General features: G+C 35.6%; 21 protein-coding genes. All 21 read right to left on the reverse strand.

Annotation, left to right across the window (positions count from 1 at the left end):
- Window positions 1-2: 2 nt before the first annotated feature.
- A complete protein-coding gene (locus tag V470_08405) occupies window positions 3-1,748 on the reverse strand; it encodes a DNA topoisomerase (protein ID AHZ48433.1) in 1,746 nt (581 codons plus the stop codon).
- 161 nt (window positions 1,749-1,909) lie between these two features.
- Window positions 1,910-6,763 carry a toprim gene (locus V470_08410; protein AHZ48434.1) on the reverse strand — a complete coding sequence of 1,618 codons (4,854 nt, stop codon included), beginning with the start codon at window positions 6,761-6,763 and terminating at the stop codon, window positions 1,910-1,912.
- Between the two features lie 11 nt (window positions 6,764-6,774).
- Window positions 6,775-7,035 (reverse strand): hypothetical protein, encoded by a 261-nt coding sequence (locus V470_08415; protein AHZ48435.1) that lies wholly within the window; start codon window positions 7,033-7,035, stop codon window positions 6,775-6,777.
- A 117-nt stretch (window positions 7,036-7,152) separates the two neighbouring features.
- On the reverse strand, window positions 7,153-9,522 hold the full coding sequence (locus tag V470_08420) for a hypothetical protein (protein ID AHZ48436.1): 2,370 nt from the start codon (window positions 9,520-9,522) through the stop codon (window positions 7,153-7,155).
- 18 nt (window positions 9,523-9,540) lie between these two features.
- Entirely contained in the window at window positions 9,541-10,101 is a 561-nt protein-coding gene (locus tag V470_08425) for a hypothetical protein (GenBank protein ID AHZ48437.1), read from the reverse strand.
- Window positions 10,102-10,111: 10 nt separating this feature from the next.
- Window positions 10,112-10,561, reverse strand: a complete 450-nt coding sequence (locus tag V470_08430) for a hypothetical protein (protein ID AHZ48438.1) — start codon at window positions 10,559-10,561, stop codon at window positions 10,112-10,114.
- Window positions 10,562-10,571: 10 nt separating this feature from the next.
- Entirely contained in the window at window positions 10,572-11,360 is a 789-nt protein-coding gene (locus tag V470_08435) for a DNA-entry nuclease (protein ID AHZ48439.1), read from the reverse strand.
- 2 nt (window positions 11,361-11,362) lie between these two features.
- Entirely contained in the window at window positions 11,363-11,710 is a 348-nt protein-coding gene (locus V470_08440) for a hypothetical protein (GenBank protein AHZ48440.1), read from the reverse strand.
- Window positions 11,703-12,020, reverse strand: coding sequence for a hypothetical protein (locus tag V470_08445; GenBank protein AHZ48441.1), 318 nt, complete (start codon window positions 12,018-12,020; stop codon window positions 11,703-11,705). Before V470_08445 ends, V470_08440 begins: the two co-directional genes overlap by 8 nt.
- 412 nt (window positions 12,021-12,432) lie before the next feature.
- The gene (locus tag V470_08450; protein AHZ48442.1) at window positions 12,433-12,720 is read right to left on the reverse strand and encodes a hypothetical protein; all 288 of its coding nucleotides are present in this window, start codon (window positions 12,718-12,720) and stop codon (window positions 12,433-12,435) included.
- 33 nt (window positions 12,721-12,753) lie between these two features.
- Window positions 12,754-13,110 (reverse strand): hypothetical protein, encoded by a 357-nt coding sequence (locus V470_08455; GenBank protein ID AHZ48443.1) that lies wholly within the window; start codon window positions 13,108-13,110, stop codon window positions 12,754-12,756.
- A gap of 418 nt (window positions 13,111-13,528) precedes the next feature.
- The gene (locus V470_08460) at window positions 13,529-14,539 is read right to left on the reverse strand and encodes a hypothetical protein (GenBank protein AHZ48444.1); all 1,011 of its coding nucleotides are present in this window, start codon (window positions 14,537-14,539) and stop codon (window positions 13,529-13,531) included.
- 1 nt (window position 14,540) lies between these two features.
- A complete protein-coding gene (locus V470_08465; GenBank protein AHZ48445.1) occupies window positions 14,541-15,026 on the reverse strand; it encodes a hypothetical protein in 486 nt (161 codons plus the stop codon).
- Window positions 15,013-15,234: a multidrug transporter MATE gene (locus V470_08470; GenBank protein ID AHZ48446.1), complete on the reverse strand. Its 222-nt coding sequence runs from the start codon at window positions 15,232-15,234 to the stop codon at window positions 15,013-15,015. Before V470_08470 ends, V470_08465 begins: the two co-directional genes overlap by 14 nt.
- A 9-nt stretch (window positions 15,235-15,243) precedes the next feature.
- Window positions 15,244-15,474, reverse strand: a complete 231-nt coding sequence (locus V470_08475; GenBank protein ID AHZ48447.1) for a hypothetical protein — start codon at window positions 15,472-15,474, stop codon at window positions 15,244-15,246.
- Complete coding sequence (locus V470_08480; protein ID AHZ48448.1) at window positions 15,467-15,913, reverse strand: thioredoxin; 447 nt, start codon at window positions 15,911-15,913, stop codon at window positions 15,467-15,469. Before V470_08480 ends, V470_08475 begins: the two co-directional genes overlap by 8 nt.
- Window positions 15,910-16,332 carry a hypothetical protein gene (locus tag V470_08485; GenBank protein ID AHZ48449.1) on the reverse strand — a complete coding sequence of 141 codons (423 nt, stop codon included), beginning with the start codon at window positions 16,330-16,332 and terminating at the stop codon, window positions 15,910-15,912. Before V470_08485 ends, V470_08480 begins: the two co-directional genes overlap by 4 nt.
- A gap of 15 nt (window positions 16,333-16,347) precedes the next feature.
- Window positions 16,348-16,551: a hypothetical protein gene (locus tag V470_08490; GenBank protein ID AHZ48450.1), complete on the reverse strand. Its 204-nt coding sequence runs from the start codon at window positions 16,549-16,551 to the stop codon at window positions 16,348-16,350.
- A 258-nt stretch (window positions 16,552-16,809) separates the two neighbouring features.
- On the reverse strand, window positions 16,810-18,312 hold the full coding sequence (locus V470_08500; protein AHZ48451.2) for a repR: 1,503 nt from the start codon (window positions 18,310-18,312) through the stop codon (window positions 16,810-16,812).
- A 106-nt stretch (window positions 18,313-18,418) separates the two neighbouring features.
- On the reverse strand, window positions 18,419-18,718 hold the full coding sequence (locus tag V470_08505) for a hypothetical protein (protein ID AHZ48452.1): 300 nt from the start codon (window positions 18,716-18,718) through the stop codon (window positions 18,419-18,421).
- A gap of 91 nt (window positions 18,719-18,809) precedes the next feature.
- Window positions 18,810-19,310, reverse strand: a complete 501-nt coding sequence (locus tag V470_08510; protein ID AHZ48453.1) for a modification methylase Sau96I — start codon at window positions 19,308-19,310, stop codon at window positions 18,810-18,812.
- Window positions 19,311-19,463 lie beyond the last annotated feature (153 nt).

Below are 19,463 nucleotides of genomic sequence, written 5' to 3' on the forward strand. Positions count from 1 at the left end.
ACTTAGTCACCTCTTTCTTTTACTTCCTTGATTTGAAGAGTGAGCTTATCTTTTATCGCATCCACAAATTCTCGTGGATTGATTGTCCCTTCTCCAATCTGAGATAGAAACATTTCCCAGCCTCCTGTTGTCTCTGGATCAGAGAATTCATTGTCATAGAGATAATTGATAAGTAGATAGGCCTTATTGGTGGGAGTTAGTTGACCTGTTTTTTTATCTTTAACAACATAACCCTTACTTTGAATTTTTTTAATGATTTCTCCTCTAGTGGCTTGTGTTCCCAAGCCATATTTAGGAAATATTTGGCCAATCAATTGGCTTTCAGTTAGTCTTTTAGGTGGTTTCGTTTCACCCCCTACAATCTGAACCTGCGTATCAATTTTATCTCCCACTTGATAATCAGGAACTTCAACTGGACCTCGTACCTTTCGTGAACTCCATTCAGCCCATCCTAATTTATGAAGCGTTCTACCCTTTGTTTTAAAAACAAGACCATTATTTTCTACTTCAATTGTTTTGGTTGAATAATAACAATCATCCGCAAACATCAAGATTGCCTGCTTCACAACTGCTTCATAAATCAGTCGTTGGTCAGTTTTTAAATTTGAAAGGTTTGGAATTCTTTCAGTCGGAATCAAGGCTGAGTGGCTTGTACCAGATACTTTTTCATCATTGACATAATCTTCTCTAGGCTCCAGAAACGCTGGCTGAAAATGACAATTAATAGCTTTTTGATAGGCAGATAGATTTTCTTTTAAATCGTTAAACTCAAATTGATTGATGTATTCTGAATCTGGTCGTGGATAGGAGAGAAATCCTTCCAAATATAGTCCCTCAACAATGCTCTCTGTTTTATCTGAGTCAAATTTCCAAGCACTTGCTGCAAAACTTTGTAATGCAGACAAGGTAAATAATTGTGGAGCTGATTTCTGATGATTTTCTACCTCAACTGAAGAAATAACAGAGGTGGTTGATAATCCCCTTGAAGAGGCTAAAATAACCTCACTATCCTTAGTTTTGTCTTTTGTGGTGAAAAATACCCCATTTTTCTTATCCTCCAACTGAAGCTTCCAATATTTTTCTGGAGTAAAGTTGCGAATCTCTAAATCATTCTCACAAACTAGTCTGACCGCTGGTGTTTGAACTCGGCCAACAGATAGATGGCTACCTTTTGTTCGAGGGAGTTGCCCTCTTGCTTGAAGATCAATCGTTGCAAGAGGTGATAAATTCATGCCTACCAACCAATCGCTTTGTGCACGTGCTTCAGCTTCTAAATAGTAATTATAGGTTTCTGAAGGTTCCTTCAATTCCTGAAGAGCTTTTTGAAGAGTTTTCTTTGTCATGGAGCTTGCCCAAAGACGTTTCCAAATTTTCTCCTTGCCTCCTGGTATATGCGATAAAATAGAGTACGCAATCCGCTCTCCTTCTCTATCAGCATCCGTCCCAATAATCACTTGATCCGCTGCTACCACTTCATCATAGATTCTCTTAAATTTTTCTCTCGAATCCTTGTCCTCTTTCAGATGTTGCTTAAATGAAACATTTGTAAGAGGTAATTTATCAAGCGACCAATTGTCTGGTTCACTATATTCAAATAGGTGCCCTTCAGCAGCCACCACATGTACTTCAACTGGAAAATAGGGTGACTGCCTAATGACATAGACACCATTCTTTTTTCTAAATTGTCCCAAAGCTGTAGCGTAAGCTTCTGCCTGTTTCTCTTTTTCAGCCAGAACAACTATAACCATATCATTCTCCTTCTACTTCATTTTCTGTCATTGTAATCTATAATTAAAAAATATTTTGTAAAGGGACATTGACACAGAATACAACGAGTTCATATCAAAAAACAACACAAAAAGTTATATAACTTTTTACACAAAAAAGAGGCTCAAAAAGAGCACTCTTTCTAGACTTTAAGCCCCTTCTTTGGGCTTTGGATAAAATTTTGATTCTGTACCACCTGTCTGTTTAACTGGTAAGGTTTTGTATGTTGTTCAACACTTTTTACAATCTTTGATACTGTTCCATGAATCCGTTTCATAGATTGCGCTAGTTGTTGATCATCAAGAGATGTCAAATTATCAGTCCAAATTGCCATATAGCGAATGGCTTTCTCAGAGGTATCTAAGCCAAAATGCTTAGAAACGAGATAACTTGTCATCTCAGCTTCAAGTTCTCTACGATCTTTTGAGACATCCTCCTTATACGAATTAGCAAATTTAGGATTATGTAAAGTAGCATGCGCTAACTCGTGAATAGTGGTTGCAACGACTTCCCCAGGAGTATTATCTGGATTCAAAAGTATCTTTTGTTCATCTGAATAAAAAGCTCCTTTCGCACTTCTCAACTCTTTTGCATCGTCTTGATAGATTGTTACCCCAATACCCTTAGCATAGTCTGAAAGCCCTTCAAGTACCTCTTTTGTACGAATATGATCCATATTAAAATCATAGTGACGATTTGGCATCGCTTTGGGATAAAATTCAGGTTTCAAGGTTGTTTGAGATAACTCAAATACTTTATACGTAGCGAATTTAACTAAGCCTGTGTTTGAATCTCTTTCCTGGAAGAAGCGAGATTTCAATTTTCCTTCTTTCTTTAATGCCTTTTCTTCAGGTGTCGCTTCAGAAAGTCTTTTATATTTTGGATTGCCTTTTCCATTTTTTACCTGATTTCCATTTTCATCCAATACAGGAATCATCTCAACCATCATAGGTCTAAACAAGGTAATATGTGATTTTTCTCCTGTCTTAACCGAAAGATTGTTATGGACAACTTCTCTTGTTCGACCTGTTTTTTTATTGGTATAGGTATTTCTAGTTTCAAATACCTGATCTGAAGTAATCCCAAGAACTTCCCCCATCGATTGCCATTGATTATAGGTTGCGACTGCACTCGCTCCTGGCCACTGTTCCTGAATCAAAGCGACATTTCTAGGTGAGAGCTCTGGAAACTTACTCATAAAATTCAGATACTCTTCTAACCGTTCTGGTGTTTCTGTGTACTCTCTCACTTTTTGGAAAGCAACCTCACTCAATTCATGAGGCGTTAAAGCAGCATAATCAATACTACTTGAGTTTACTTCAGGAGTCTCCAAATCCGAAATAGGTTCCTCTTTCAGAATCTCCTCTACACGCTGAAGCAAATTATTTTTAGTTTCTTGCTTAGAAGATTGAAAAGCTACCGTTTCTCTTGTATCAAGAGTTTGACCTGCTACTTCTTCTGTCAATCGAAATGATTCATTTGCTTCCTGGGAAATTTCCTTATTCACCTCTCTATTTTCCAGCTGAGAAAGAATTTCTTCATCCATCGATGCTAGTTCAGATTGACCGTTGAGTCGACGATATCCTAATCCTAGCATTTGTGAAATTGGTGTAGTCTCATCTCCAATATCATATCGAATTCCCTCTTTGATCACTTCACCACCTGGAGCATAGACATCAAACTTAATTTTGGTAGGAGGGATATAGCCTTCAGTATTGCCTGCTGTTACTTGTTTCATTCCTTCTTGATGAATTGGATAAAAGTCCTGATTGGCCTTATATAGCTCCCTAGCGAAATCTTGATAAGATATCAGCTCTGTCTCTTTAAATGGCAATATAGGGCTTTCTGGGCGTTCCTCAGACCATTGAAGGCGTACATGGTAGTTTTCCTTATAGATATGATCTTGTATCCATTCTTTATAAAAATCTGAATTTGTATCTAGGAGATGATCTTTCCCAGCGGCTGCAATAATCTGATCAAATCTATCATTGTACTGTTTTGCATAGTCAAGATACTGATTCCATGCCTGATGAAATTCTTCTGGAGTTTTTGAGATGTCACTAGGCACGCCTAAATTATAGACAGTATCTAAGACTTGAGTAAACTTATTCGCATCAAGTAGGGAGTTATTCAGTGTATTCTCTGGAGCTGGTGGTTCAGGTTCTTCAGAAACCTCCTCATACTGCTTATTTTTTAAGATAGATAACATTTCCTCGCCACCATCTTTAACATATTCCTCATTAATCGATAGCTGTTCAATCTGGCCATCACGTTCACGGAATACGCCAAGAATAGGTGTTTTATCTACCGTCTCCAGTTCCTTGGTAAGTTTTGTCCGAGACTTAAAAACTGATATTGGAATATAGTTTTCTTCCTCTAACTCTTTGAATAACAAGATAATATCTTTATCATCAGACTTTATAAGACTATCAAAACGTCCATCATATCGCCTAAGATCAGTTAAATCATCAAAATAGAAAGATGTACTTTCTGTTGCTACTGAAAGATCTGATAAGACCTTTAGTTTGTCAAAAGCTGCATCATTATTAGCCAATAAAATATTATCAAAATGCCCATTTCCTTCTGCAAAATCATGTAAAGTTTTCTCGGGTGTCTGCCCTAATGCAATTGGTTTAATTCCTGTTAGGTGCATGAAGTGCTTTTCTTCAAAATGAACTTGTACAGTCTTATCAGGGGTAACATAATAAATCTTTGAGTTGGCCAACTCATCCAAATAATACTGTGCTGCATTTTGCAAAGCTAGTCGACGGATTGGACGATTCAATTTAGTTAATTCATCTAAGGAAATAGAGTGATAGTAGCCATCGTTACTTGACTGAAACTCTTCATTTATGGTAAAATAAAGTAAATGAGAGGATGTCGTAGGACGACTGGTAACAGAGCGTTCAAAGGTGCCAGCTTTTGGTACGGGTGTGGGACTGCCTTCAGCTTCGGGCTGTAAAGACCCCAGACTACCACTGGTCCTCTCGTTTTTTTGTTGCTCAAAAATCATATCTAGCTCTTGAGATTTCTCAGGGGCTTTTTCTTCTGAAGCCTCTATTATCTTAATGGGATGAGTCTCAAAACGTGACATCAAGTTATCCAATAATTCATGATTTAAAACCACTTCTCCCTCTTGCTCATCCAAATAGTGAAACAATGTATTTGGTGTTGTCACAAAACCATGGGCAAAGTCTCTTGTTCCCGATTCAATCAATGGATACTCCAACATTCGCTCAACCGATTGTGATAGATTATCAAGGGTTCTTTCACCAAAATAGACGCCGAAACTGTCACTTGAGAGGCTTTCTATCTGCTTGTTGGTATTGTATGCTGCTATTGCAAGTTCACCAATAAATCGGGTTGAAATATCTACTCCCAAAGTTCTCTGATGAGGTTTCAATGCTTGATACAAGGAATCTTGCTCAGGAGTTCCTTTTGTCTTGTATAAATCAATCGTTTGATCATCAATAGAGGTCAAAAGTGAATGAATGGGAGACAACACTTCCATTCGCTTATCATTGAGATATTTGGTAGGATGGCTATTTCCTAACTTCGCAAAGACATCATATAGATAGAAATCTGGGGCAAATTCAATCGATAATTCTCCAGATTGAATCCGATTATTTAAACTCTTTGTTAATGCTTCATTTTCACGTTTTACCTCTTCATAGCTCATCAATCTTCCAGCATTCTCCTCTATATTCCTAATAGACTCTTGATTGCCTGGAGAATGCTTTTCTTCCGCAGCTAGATCTGTTTCAGAGGGTCTAGTTGACTGAACAGAGAAAGAAATATTGTTCCAATTTTCTTTAAGCCACTCCGCATCTTCAGGAGAAAGGTGGCTGGTATCAGGAAAGTGACTTGATTCTGATAAAGTTGCTTCAGCTATTTCTTCATATTCTGATTTTCGACTATCAGATTTTTCTTCATGCTGACTTTTTAGAACATCATTCCAGTCCGTTTTATCTTGCCCTGATCTTAGTTCTGGTAGATCCGAATTGATAACAGCTCCTTTTGCTTCCAATTCTTGAATGAATGTTCTACCTGCTTTATCATTATCTAAAGCTAGGGTGATTAAATCCGCATTTTTCCCATCTTCAAAAAAGTGATGATCAATAGCGATTTGAAGTCCGTCTGCCATTTGTTCAGGTGTCCATCTTAGTGGTTTTCCTGAAATTTCAGCTTGAATTTGAGATAGATGACGGCCAATAGTCGATTCTTTCAAACCATCCATAGAAACTAATCTGACGTCCTGAAGACTATCCTTGTGCAATTCATAGTAGGACATTAAATCAATTGGACTCTCAGTGAAAATCAATCGTTTTGGACTGCCAATATCAACATGAATACCTGTCATAGGATCGGAGTTTTTCATAATCACTTTAGCATATCCATGTTTTGGCCACTTCTCCCAATTCTCCTGGATTCCTTGTAAAGAGGCTCCAACAACTTCACCTGAAGAAGAAAGGGACTTGAAGACAATAACTGGCTCAATCGCATTTGTTGTGACTCCACCAGTGCCTTCCGCGAAGTAGTCAAGTTTGGCGTTAGCTTGGGCTAAAACACCTTGTTCCAAAAAATAATCAATTGTTTCATCTGATAGTCCACGTTGATTCCGCAAGTGATCTCGTCCAGCTGAAAACGGCTGCTCGTATTTCTCAAGATAGTATTTAAAATCTTCTTGAGGTCTTTCAACCATTTGAAACTCTTTAAAATTTCCATCATTTAAAAAATCTACAGACTGGTTAAAATCTACTTCCTTTATTGTCTCAACCAAAGAAATCGCATCACCACCTGTATTTCTAGAAAACCATTTCCATAAATTTTTATCAGGTGAAATAACTAGGCTATCATGTTCTTTCCATCGATAGTCTCGTCCAGAACGAACCAGCTCCATCTGAAGCTCGTTTGCAACATCCAAAATATCTCTAGAACGTGCAAATTCAACACGTTCTCTACGACTTTTCCCACGTCTTGATTCTTGTTCTGTCATATAAAATCTCCTTAAAATCCTTCATACTGTGGTTTATACGGCTCTTTCTCTGCTTGTAGAAACGTTTCTGGATCTAAGTGAACCAATTCCCCTACTGAAAAAGATTCAAATAGCTCAGAATTTTCCTTAAAATCTAGAACCATTTCTAAATCAGAATTTCTTCCTTGACCCTCAAAATGCACTTGCTTGTTATCAGCATTCATTGCCGTAATTAACCATTCGGCTGAGAAATCAAAGTCTTCAACTGCAACATCTGGAAATACTAGCTCCATTTTTCTACTCCTTTCTCTTTTTATCCTTCTATTCTATGTAATAATCGAGAAATCACAGTTAAAGGGACAATAGATTTCCATTTTCAACAAAAAAAGTCATTGCTTTTACAATGACTCTTATATACTGTGTCCCTTCTCCTCCAGTTCTTGTCTCTCATCACTTCTCTCACGTTCCATAAGGGCTTTTTTATTTGCACGTTGGGCTCTTTGAAGAGAGTTGGTCAAGTTTCTCATAAAATCTGTATTGATGAGTGCTTTACCTTGAGATTGTTGGGTATTTTTTCTTTGCAAGACCTTTCTTTCTTGCATTTTTTGTGAAACAGCCTGAGCTAACTGACTTTTCTGGTTACTTTCTTCTTCCGGCAACAATTTTTGATAAAGTGATTTGAGTTCAGAAAATCCTTTCGCATTCTCCTGTTTTAATTTTTTAACAGTAGCTTGATCAGTCGTTTGTGAAATTTCCTTGTTTCGACTGTAAATCTGATGTTTCAGCTGAAAAATAGAGATATGGGTCTGTAGCTCTTCTATATAGCTATCTTTCGTCACAGGATAGCCCTTTAGAATAGTCAGCACTCCTTCATCTTGAAGAGGTTGAACTGCCGCTAATTCTCCCTTCAGACGTTTAATTGGTGCTTGAATTGCTAATAAATCAGCCTTTTCTACTGAAAATGAAACACTATCTTCAAACTGGTTAGCAAGAGATTGTTTTAGAGATTGGTCTGCTTCGCCTAGTTTATAATTTGGGGTCAGTTGCAATTCAGTCAGCTTCAGTCTTTGTTGAATTTCTTTCTTTTTCAATTCAATAAATGGCTTATCAGTTTCAAGTGGTTGAATTTGATCAAAAAGAGTTTTACGAACTAATAAACTACTTTGTTTTTCTTCCAATAGACTCAATTTTAATGCATAGCGAAATGTTCCTAACTCCTGGCGCTCTTTTAATGAACGATCACTTTTCTTTTTAGCTGCTTCTACAAGATCTTTCAAATCAGCTGAAGAAAATAGCGATAAGTCTCGTAAACTAAGTTGCTTCTCCAGTAAGTCTTCTTTCATCTGACTCACATCATAAACTAATTCCGTAACATATTCAGGACGTCCCAAACCTGTTCCGTGTTTATCATAAGCAGCATAGACTGGTTTTGTAATTTCAATAGATTTTGCCCCATCTTTCAACTCATAACCCAGTTTTTCCCAGGCATCTAGTGTTTTGATAACACTTGCATTGGGATCCTGTTCTAAAATCATTTGTTGATTCTTTACTGAGAAATTGGCCAAATTTTTTTCCAGCCGAACATCAGCTATTTCAGGAGCATTCTCACGAAATAGGTGCAAGATTTTATTTGCTAGTCGTTCTCTCAACTCCTTCTCTCGACTCGCAATTAATTGCTGCATATGATAGCCTGCAGCCTCCTGTTGTGTTTTCTCAACACGACCGTCAAGTTTCCGAATCTTCTCGTAGGTTGATTTTTTTCCAGTCGAATAAGCTCCTCTATAGGTTTCTAGGAACTCCTTCGTTTCTTTCAGAAATTCTTGATAGAGCTCTTTCCCATCATTTTCTAAATAGGAGTCCAGATAGCGGTCAAGGAAGAATTTACTGACTGCAAAATCTCTTGCATTTGATCCATAGCGCCATTTTTTATCCATAGGCAAATGATTATAAGCCTGCTCCAAAAAATTTTTTTCAGCTGAAGAACGCACCATCTGATCTCTAAATACAGAATTGATCAACTCACTTCTGATATTGGCCAATATTTGTTCTCGTCGAACAATCATTCCTCTAGTCTGTTCATTTAACAAGCCATGAAAAACATCACTTTTAAAACGCTCAATGGTTTTCTGAGAAAAATTACCTCTATATTCCATTCGTCCACGAGGCCGATAGAAAATTTTTTCTCTTGCAGACTCGACTTCTGATAAGCCAAAATGCACATGAATATTATCCGTATTCAAGTGAATGTTAGCCCACCAAAATGATGAGTCGGATAAGCCTTCTTTTTCAATCAATCTTGGCAATGCTTCACGTATGACCGACTTGATAGCTTGCTGATCGACTTTCCCAGTTTCCAGATCATATAATCCTTCTTTGGCTAAGAAATCATTATCAAAAGAGATAACACCCTGCCATAGAAGAGAGCCATTTTGATAAGCCTGTTCTAACTTACTTTTCAATTCAGTTACTTTGCTACGCTGCAAGTAATTGGCCTCTTTTGTAAAAATCGCTGTCATTTCTTTATTTTGATTTTCAGTAGCATAAGAACGATTCATATAATCGATGTACTCCTGGAAATTAAGTTTTGTTTCTGGGACTTCAGCTTGGATTTTTTGTATTTCATCTTCAGTTAGAGACTCAATATTTTGTCTGTGTGTTTCTAAATTTAATTCATTATCAACCTCGACAGCTTCGTCTCTATTGGTGTAGTCTACAAACCCACTATTTGCTTCTGTATATTGCAGCATGAAGGTAATACTTGGACTAGAAGATACGTTCATTATTTTCCTCTCTTTGAATTAAAATAGTCCATTTTTTCTTAAAAGAGCATAGTCTTTTAATAACGGTTGTAATTCTTCAGGTTCAACTTGAAAATCATTGATCCACCGTCCTGATTGAGAAATGTGTAATTCTTTTTGCTCTTCAATAAATTGCATGGGAATCAATAAGATATTTGGTTCTTCTAACTCTGAACCACTTTCTCGTTCTAAAAAGGCGACAATAAAATCTTGATTTCCTTTTGTCCTCAATTGCCAGTGATGGGAGTTCCCGTTTTTCCTTTTATACAATGAGCTGTATTTTACATCAATCGTTAGACCATCTAGCCAAAAATCATATACTGGATTATTTTTCTTGAAATACTTATTCGCATCCGTTGCATCTGGAACATACTTTTGAAAAAGCTCCTCGGCCATTCCCCCGAGCTTAGCTGTCCTAGAACCATACTGAATTTTATCTTGAATTTTAAGGCAGCCACTCTTTATTAATTTCAAATGAGCTATATGAGTAGGTAGCCCTGACTGTTTCACCGCTTCATGAAAATCTCCTGTTTCTAAATATATTTCAACAATATCTACCATTTACTGTACCTCAATGAGAATGTTTGATAGTTTGACCACGTGCAATATCTTCTTGAATGACATCGTTGATTCGTGCCATCAATTCATGTTGTGTAGGATCCAATCGTGAATGAATAGATTCCAATTCTTGGACATCAAAATCATCTTTCGTAATAGCATGAAAGTTGGTTAGCGTTAGATAGAGAATTTGATCAAGTTGACGATGAATTGCCTTGTTATCATTTCCAGAATCAAAGGCATCCCCCAAATTTTTTTCCAGTTGAGTCAGTCGCTCATAGAAATTTTTTCCTTCTCCTAATTCAATAAAAAGTTTGTAAAAAACTTCAATCAAAGTGACAAGCGTTGCTGAATTATTTCGATACTGTTTCTGCAAAGCAGACGATTCTTTCAAGTAGGATTTTATTTCCTTAAATTTTTCATGTGTTTCTTCGCTAAAATATAAGCTAAGTCTTGGATTCATTTTTCCCTCCTCAATTTTTCTGAGATGATCCTGTCAAATAATTGATTTTATATCCTGGTTGAATATTAAAGATATATACATCAAATGAGATCTCATCATCTTCAATACTCTGTGCTTCCATACGAACTCCTCTAGCAACTAATTCCACATTTCTAAAAATGGGAGTTACTCGATAGCGAACATGGTGGTTCGTATTTTTTATGTAGTTAGCAATTTTATTTTCATAGTAAACCATTGATGATTGTTCATCTTCAAAATTTGCATTTAAAGCACGTGTACCTGTAAATAAATTTTTAGCATTCGCATTCTCTCCACTTAATTGAAAACCGATTAAGTGAGAACGATTATATAAATAATCTTCTTTCCCGTTGAAAATTATTTTTTTATTTTTCCATCCTGTTGGTGTGATAGACGAAATAGATTCTCTATCTTCAGTTGGCATCAAATCTTTTCCCAACATCGCTTCAGCAATTCCTACACGATTTAAAAAATCTAGATCAGAATATTTTTCCCAGCTGCCACTTTCTAAACTCAATTCGCTTTTTGTAAATTGTGATTTTTCATTGACGACAATCACTTGATTTTTTCCGTCATACTCCTTCGATTTCAAATCATCATTTTTCAGAGTAGAATTCAAATTTGAGTTGGGATTTTTTTCTTCAGCTGAATCGGCTATATTCAATTGATTCGGGATATCATTTTGTGTCAAGCCAGATTTGATAGCATTAAAATTGTTAGGTTGTACGATAAAGATGGCAAGAAAAATGAGAATGATGAACAGAGATTTATTCTTCTTCATTTTCAAACACCACCTGACCGTCGTTCAGCTTCAAGTGCAGATACATCATCCATAAAATATAACCAATTTGTGGTTAGTTCATTTACAATATCTTGTTTAACATTTAAAGCAGAAAGAGAAATTTCATTCTTCAACATCAATTCTAAAATCTGACTTTGTTGTTTTTTGATATCGGACAATGTTTCCGCAAATTGATTATCGTACAAATTCAATCCGTCATTCATTACGATATTTTGAACTTGCGACAACATAAATTCATTAAAGCTTGGATAGTTATATTTTTTTGAAATAGCCTGAAGTTGTTCAAACATATCGTCGGGAACATTTCGAATTAAAAAATTTTTAGTCATCACTTTCCACCTCTCCTTCATACTCTAACCAGCGTGAAATATGATCACCATAGCAATCCATTTTTTCTTCAAATTCAGATAGTATCCTTGTCTGTTTTTTCATTTGTTCCAGAACATGGTCAGAAGCTAATTTCATATTTTCTAAATGAGCCACATACAAATCTTGAGCACGATTAAATTTTCCGTACTCAATTTTTTCACGACAGATTGAGAGCAGAAAATCATTTAATGATTTGGCTTTATTTTTTTTTGCAAGAGCTTTTAGATAGCTAACCTCTTCCTGTGTTAATCCTCTAATGAGAAGGTTCATCTGTATCCTCCATCTTATTATTTATTGTCCTAAAAGCAGGACTTCTTTTTTCTTTTGTCGAAGCAAAAGCAAAAAGAAGCAAAAAAGAAAACTTCAACCTCGCAACATCACGAACCGTCACGGTTCTATTTTTGCGGTTTTTCAACACACTAACACACACAGAGGGACTAAGGTCCTTTTTAGGTGTGTTGTGGTAGAAAAGAGCATAAGGGAAACTGATATCACGTGCCGTGATATGTTGATAGTATCAACGTTTCCAATGATATCAATTTTCTCGGTTTCACCTACTTACACACACATGTTATGCTTACCTTTACACACTTTATAGGTGTTATACTTACACTGTTTTTCTTCTTTACATACTTTTACTTACACCGTTTTTGGTTTCGTTTGGAAGTTCAAAACTCAAAAATTAAGACTGATTTTCAACTGGAAAGTTTCCTTCTTCACGATTTTTCTTAGCTGCTAAACGTTGTTCTTTTTCCTCTTCTTTGATGAAACTTAATTCCGTTTTTAACTCTTCAAAAATCGATTCATACGACTGATTTTTATTTTTCTTTAATTGAATTTGAACATAAATTTTACCAATTTGTTTTTGAAGATTCTCTTCTGCTTCTTTACGTTCCTTTTCCAAAAGGGCAACTTTTTTCTTTGCCTCTTCTAGTTGATTATCAATTTTTGTTAAATCATTTTTAGCCATGATTACTTCTCCTTTTTTCTAATTTCGTATTTCTTAATTCCTTAATTTATTTCCTGCAAAGCTGGTAATTTTTTCTTTTACAATTTGGAAATTGCTCCACAAATCACCATCTAATTTTTTCAAATCAATCACATAAACTTCATGATCATTTTTCTTGATGGTTAGTGTGAAAGAACGTTCATCAATTTTAATTTCCTGTAGAACGAGGTACATTGAAGAAAACATTTCTCCTTTATACCCTGGATTACTATGATAGGTTATTCCATATTCATCAATATCCAGCACAACCCACTTCTGTTTTCTAATCAAACCTTTTGTACTTGTGAAAACAGTACGATGCTTTCTAACTGGTTGATTTTCCTTTGGTGCTAATTTAAGTTGTTCTTTCATTTTTCTGCCTTTCTTTTTTTGATTGATTCTAGTATAAGAGATAACTGAAAAAAATTTTTTAAAGGGACAATCATAAAAAATAAATCCCCTTAATTAAAAAATTAAGGAGATTCATTCTCTTTATTCACTATCGTTTATCTTATCCCACAAGGGTTGGAACCAGATAGAGCTTAACAATGGACGATATAATATCTTTGTCAAAATTGTAGAAATCAAAATACTAAACCATAGTACACTCATGGTATCGTAATAATAAAGAATTGTAGAAGAGTTGAGATTTACAAACCACTGATAGGTAAGAAAAGCCGACACAGTAAGTAAAATATATAGAGTGAAGCAACAATCAATCATTATGAAAAACATTACATGGTAAATCTTTTTAAAACTTTTCTTTGATTTCATTTTATTTTACCTCACTTTAATTCATTTCTACAGTTTCAATAGGGTTTGAAAATTCAAATGTTCCATCTTTGACTGCCTGTTTTTTCTTGTCCAAAGACTCCAATTTAGCCTTCAACTTTTCAATGTTCTTATAGGCTGTTTCAATAGTTCTATTCTTCGTTTCGATATTTGTATCTAGCGTAGCAATATTCTTTTGATTGGCTTCGAGATCATCACCTATTAGATATTTTGCTTCTGCTTGAAGACTCGCTTTTCGTGAGTTATCATCTTCAATTGATTCCTTCAATTGAGAAATTGATGTTGTCAATTTTTGAGACTGTTCATTCTGGAAATTGATCTCTTTTTCGATTTCCTGAAGAGTAAATTCTTCTCTGGAGACAACTTCAATAGCTTTGATTTCAAGCTGAGGATTTTGAGGAGTTACAAAGAATTGCACAGTGTCCTCTTCTCCAGATTTCTTCTGAGAAACCTTTTTAGAATCACTGGATGGCGATGAAATATTCACATCAATTGAGCTAGAAGAGACTGTCTGATTCGTCACATCGATCGCAAATGCACCAAAATTTTTCGGAACTCCTTTAATAATAACTGATACTTTATTATCAATGATTGGCACAACATCCATCTCTATTTTTGAGTCTTTATGCTGCGCATAGAGTTTCCATTTCAATCGTTTGGCATCGATGCCCCGATCTATCGAAGTCGTAGCATCTTTCGTCTCAAATTGTAAAACAATAATTCCAGTATCTGGTGAATATTCCTGGCTAACCAGTTTCATCTCACCACTCCCATTCGCAAAAAATTGCTTTGTTTTGAGTTGTTCTGAAGTATATGTTTGTCTTTGTGGTGAGAAAATTGCTCCCATCAAAAGGGTCAACCAGGTCACAAACAACATTGAGAAAATAACTAGTTTTCTCTTAATAATATTCTCTTGAAACCAAACTTTAATCTTAATAAATGGTTTCAAAATTGGGCTAGATTTTATCTTTTCAATCCATCGTTTGGATATTTCGATTAAAGTAGACATTTTATTTCTCCTTCCTGATTTTTTCATAATACTGATTTGTTAAAGAGTTTATATCTGTCTTTTTTTCAGTAGCCCAAATTATAAATAATGATAAAGAAAAAACTATAATAGCTACACAAATAGTTACAAACATATCTCTCATTAACTCGACACTTCCAAAATAAAATGATTCAAAGACTGTCATAAAAGAAACTTCTTTTACTCCTACTAATTTAAGAAAAGTTGGACTCATATTAACTGAATTTACAATTACATACGCATTAAATCCTAAAAAGAGATTTACTGATACTAAAACTAGCGAAATAAAACCAGATACACCTCCTAAAATTGCAAAAACTCGATACTTCACATTTGTTTCAAACAACATATCAAAAGTTGATACATCATCAAAACCTTTTTGTTCACTCGATAGCGTGTAATTTTTTATACCTCTTAAATGTTTGTTAGCTCTTTTCTGCTTCAAAGTAGATGATTTAGTTCTTCTCATGCTTCTTATATCCTTTCCAAATAAATGAAATCTTACTTTTAGGCCAAACACTTTTTAGTAGCATTAAGAACGCCAATGGCAGTCTTTTCGTTTTGATTTCATTTCCGAAGTTATCACATATAGTTATCCTGAAGAGTGGTACGAACCAGATCGCAATCAAGATAGTTCCAACCACGCCATGCGCAATAGCATTTAAAATTTGATACATACTACCTCCTTAAACACAGCCTAACTTTTCAGGTGCCAAATCCAATGTTAGCCAAAGAGCTTCATCATGCGAAATATGTGTTAGTTGTCCTCCCTCATCATTAAAACGATGTAGGGTAAACGTTCCATCTGATAATTTTCCTAAAACAACCATTCCTTCATTTGTCCTAGTACGCCACAGTTCCCAATCATTTTGAAAAGCTGTCTCGGCCCATTTACTTAGCTTTACCCTTTTAGTCATTTATGGCCTCCTGGATTGCTTTCTCATCTGCTACAATCTTTTCCTCTGAATCTCTTGAAGCATATAGATATTTCTTTATTTTTCCCTTACGAATCTTGATGATAGTTGCAGCTTTTTCAACCTGGTATTTTTCTACCAACTTTTGACCTTCTTCTGTCTGAGTATCAATGTAAAATGTTGGATAGGAACCTTTATTGGCTGCATCTACAACTACACTTTTTCCAACCTGACAGTAAGGACAATCTTTTTTATAAAATACTAGGTTTACATTTTGATCAAGTACAGTATTCTGGTATTCCTTCTGAGTAAGGTGAGAATCGTAATCTAAGATAAAATGATCTTTATACACCCTATACCCTCCTAGAACTGCGAGACTCACAACTAAAATGACCAGAATAGCCCCTAAAACTAACTTAACGTGTCTAAAAATCTCTCTCATCCTATTTCCTCCTCATCCATAAAATCAAATATGGAACCTTGAACATAATCAATCTTGGCCAATTCTTTTATTTCTGATTTCAAGTTAGTGAACGTTGTCATCACTTCTTGAAAAAGCAAAGGATCAAATTCCTCGGAATCCAATACACGGACAATTGGCAACATTGGATAATGATCTCTCAACTCCTCCTGCAGATAATCTGAAATCATTTTATCATTCGAGATAACACTATCTACTCTAATGATCGCTGGAATGCTAGAAATACTCTCCTCGTTTTGATAAAAAGTTAAAGCTACATCCCCTGCAGAAACCGACTCAAATTTTAAGTTATCCGATGAAAGTTTAAAATAATAAGCCAATGGTTCTTGTCCAACTCCTGTTAGATAGTATCCACGGATAATTTTGAATAACTCTGACATCGACCTGTCTCCTTCCTAACAAACTTTTAAAAGTCTAAACGGAGCTTGATACACATCAGGATAGTGAATCAATCTCTTTTTTCTTTGTTCAGGAAGTGGTTTACGGTAATTTTCTTGAAGATACTGAAATGCTAGTCCCAAAGTATCAAAAACTAAAACTTTATTCTCCCCATTACAAATATAATCACCTAATTCAAAACTGAAAATTACGTACTTCATTCTTCTTCTCACTTTCTATTTTGGCTAATCATTGCCAGCTGATCTGTCTCTAACTCAGCATCATATCCGTTTTCAAAACGAACTTGTTGACGAATCCCTATAAGTGAGAGAACTAAGAAAAATCCTCCTACAAATATAAGACTAAACAATCCAACTAAAATCAAAATCATATCATTCCTCCTTAAGTTATTTTATGTACATGTATATCTTTGTAATAATCGTAGATATAAATGTAAGGCAGTTTACGGGTTTTTAAAATTATCCAATATCAAGTTCAAATAGAGATAGTTGTTGTGTTTGTTTATACCCATCTTTAACCCTTTCTATCACTCTCTGAGTGAACTCTATACTTTCTTCAAAGAAAGTGGCAATGTTGGCCATATAAGCTTCCTGACGTTCCTTCTTTACCTGGATAAGAGAAAGCAAGATTGCTTTGATAGAGGCTAATCTGATGCCTCCTCCACGTCCATGTTTGACTGTAAAGAAGATCTTTTGTTCTGTTTTGAGAACCTTCAATACTTTGTCTAATGAACGCTCAGGAATGTTCAACTTCTCTCGTATCTCTTTTTTTGTCGTCTGGATAAATGGATCCTCAGATTGATAGAAGCCTTCTAAATAGGCCATTACGTCTGTTTTCCATTCATGAAGATGACTATTCTTTCTGTCAGCACGTTTCTTCTTAAACTTGTACCAACGTTGCTTCACAAAGAGATCTGAAGCCTTGAGTTCCTGATTGACCCATGCTTTACATAAAGTCATTACATAGTCACGACTAGCAGCTTCATATTTTCCTGAGTAGGCGCTTGTGATAATCTTATGATATTCAGCTGAAGAGAGTGGTTCGTCTAGATTTGCATTAAAACTAGAAAGAACCTCCTCACACTCTTCCTGATCGATTCCTGAAGAGAAGTTGGCTAAAGCTAGCGTGAAAAGAACGTTGTTTCTTCCCATCAAGGCTTTTCCACCTTTGATATTCCCCTCTCTCATCAACAATTGATACCAGGGTTCATCAATCTGTTTTACACCTTCAGAACCTGAAATAACCGTCAAATTTGGCTTTTTACTTGGGAAGGGAAGTTCTGATTGCTTCATCGACCAATCTAACCACTCCTGGAACGAATAGGTATAGTCAGCTTCAAAAAATTCAACATTATCAGTTCGAGGAATCCGAGCAATTCCAAAATGGTTACAGGTCATATCTACTGGTAAAGTTTGAGCAAAGTAATTTCTCAAATTTTGAGAGATAGCTTTGGCCACCTTCACCACTCGAAATTGAGAATGAACTGTAACATAAGCTGATTCTGAGAGGACAAAATAGGCTTGAAATCCCTTATCAGATTTTAGAATCAACGTCGGCATAAAACCTAACTCCAGGGAAGCAGTTAAAATATCTCCTGTCGTCATTTCTTCAGCTGAAGAGGTAATATCAAAGTCAATGTAGAAGGTGTTAATCTGTCTAAGATTATCTTCAGAGTGGCCACGTGTAATCCGTCGTCCAGCATCGCTATAGCTTCCATAGCAATATACGTTAGGAGTCCAGTGTGTAAACTGATCCTGATTCTCCAGCAATGATTCGACAGAGGTTAAAACAACACCACGTGCTTTCACCATATTCGCTTTTGAACGATAAGCAAATACAGAGCCTCGTCTTCCTTCTTCAGCTGAAGAGATGAGCTGTAGATGGCTATTCTTAAATTTTTGAGTTCTTAATCCGTCTTTTGTGATGATGGATAAGCATTTTAAAAAATCAATCTTTTTCATGGTTTTTAGGACTCTCATATCCCTTCACTAGTTATAGTTTGAAGTCAAGTACACTTATAATATATGGCGCCAACCTACCCTCTTCTGAGGTTTTTTATTTTAACACTTAAATTTTATTTAAGCTCTTAATGTGTGCATCATAAACACACTTTTTCAACTCGAAAAAAACGCTCATATTTTCTTCGATAAACAAGCTCTTTTTCACCTCTCCGTCTGCGTAAAACAGACCGTTTAAGAGAAAATTTATTTTCTCTTGAAAAATGTCATCTAACATCAGCTTACTTTTCTCCAAGCAAGCTACCAAATGCGATGAATTGTTTGCGTAACGCATCGGCATCCCAAAAGCGCTTTCCACGCTTTTAAAATCAAAATTCGTAAAATCTTTATTTGTTTCTGTTTTTTTCATATTTCTTTCCTCCTATGTTCATTCTCATTTATTCAACGCAGGCTGTATTCCACTTACAACCACATCTTCTACAAATCCCAGTTTCCATTTTCTATCCCTCGTTTATTCTCATGCTTTTAGGTAACTTTTTACTCGGTAAACAGTAACCCTCAGATAAGTCTCCTTTACTATAAAATTCAGGAGGATGTGTCATTATGTGATCACTTCTTTTCCATCCTCGACGAAGTTGTTTGTAAGATAAAGAAACACGCTTCTCAATCTCTTTAAAACTAAATCCCAATTTCAAGTAGGTTGTTACAATAGTTGTAGCGTGTTCTTTGGACTCTTCGCTTCTTGTTCTTCGCTGAAAGTTAATCTGCTTATCTTCTTCATTTAATGCTATCTGATAATCAATAAACAACTTCCGCATTTCCATAATTTTATGTTGCCAGGCCAAACTGTAAGGCTGCCCTGAATATCGATTCACTAAGTCCTTTACGGGTTGTTTAAATTTCAGCTGAAGAGGATCGAATTCGCCAAGGTCAGAAAAGGGATCAATGAAACCTAATGGTTCGCTTTGAATTAATTCATTGTATAGCGCTTCTCTGTCCATCCTAATATATCTCCTTCTGTCAAATGCACGTCATTGAGTCAAATAAGCTTAACTGGATGGTTGTAGGCGCTTGTTCGCTGTTTCCATTCTTATCATGATCGATAACGTCAAAGATTTCTAACGTGTCTAAATTCATTACAATCTCTAATCCTA

Origin of the sequence: Streptococcus sp. VT 162 (genome assembly GCA_000688775.2) — a bacterium.
Classification (GTDB): Bacteria; Bacillota; Bacilli; order Lactobacillales; family Streptococcaceae; genus Streptococcus.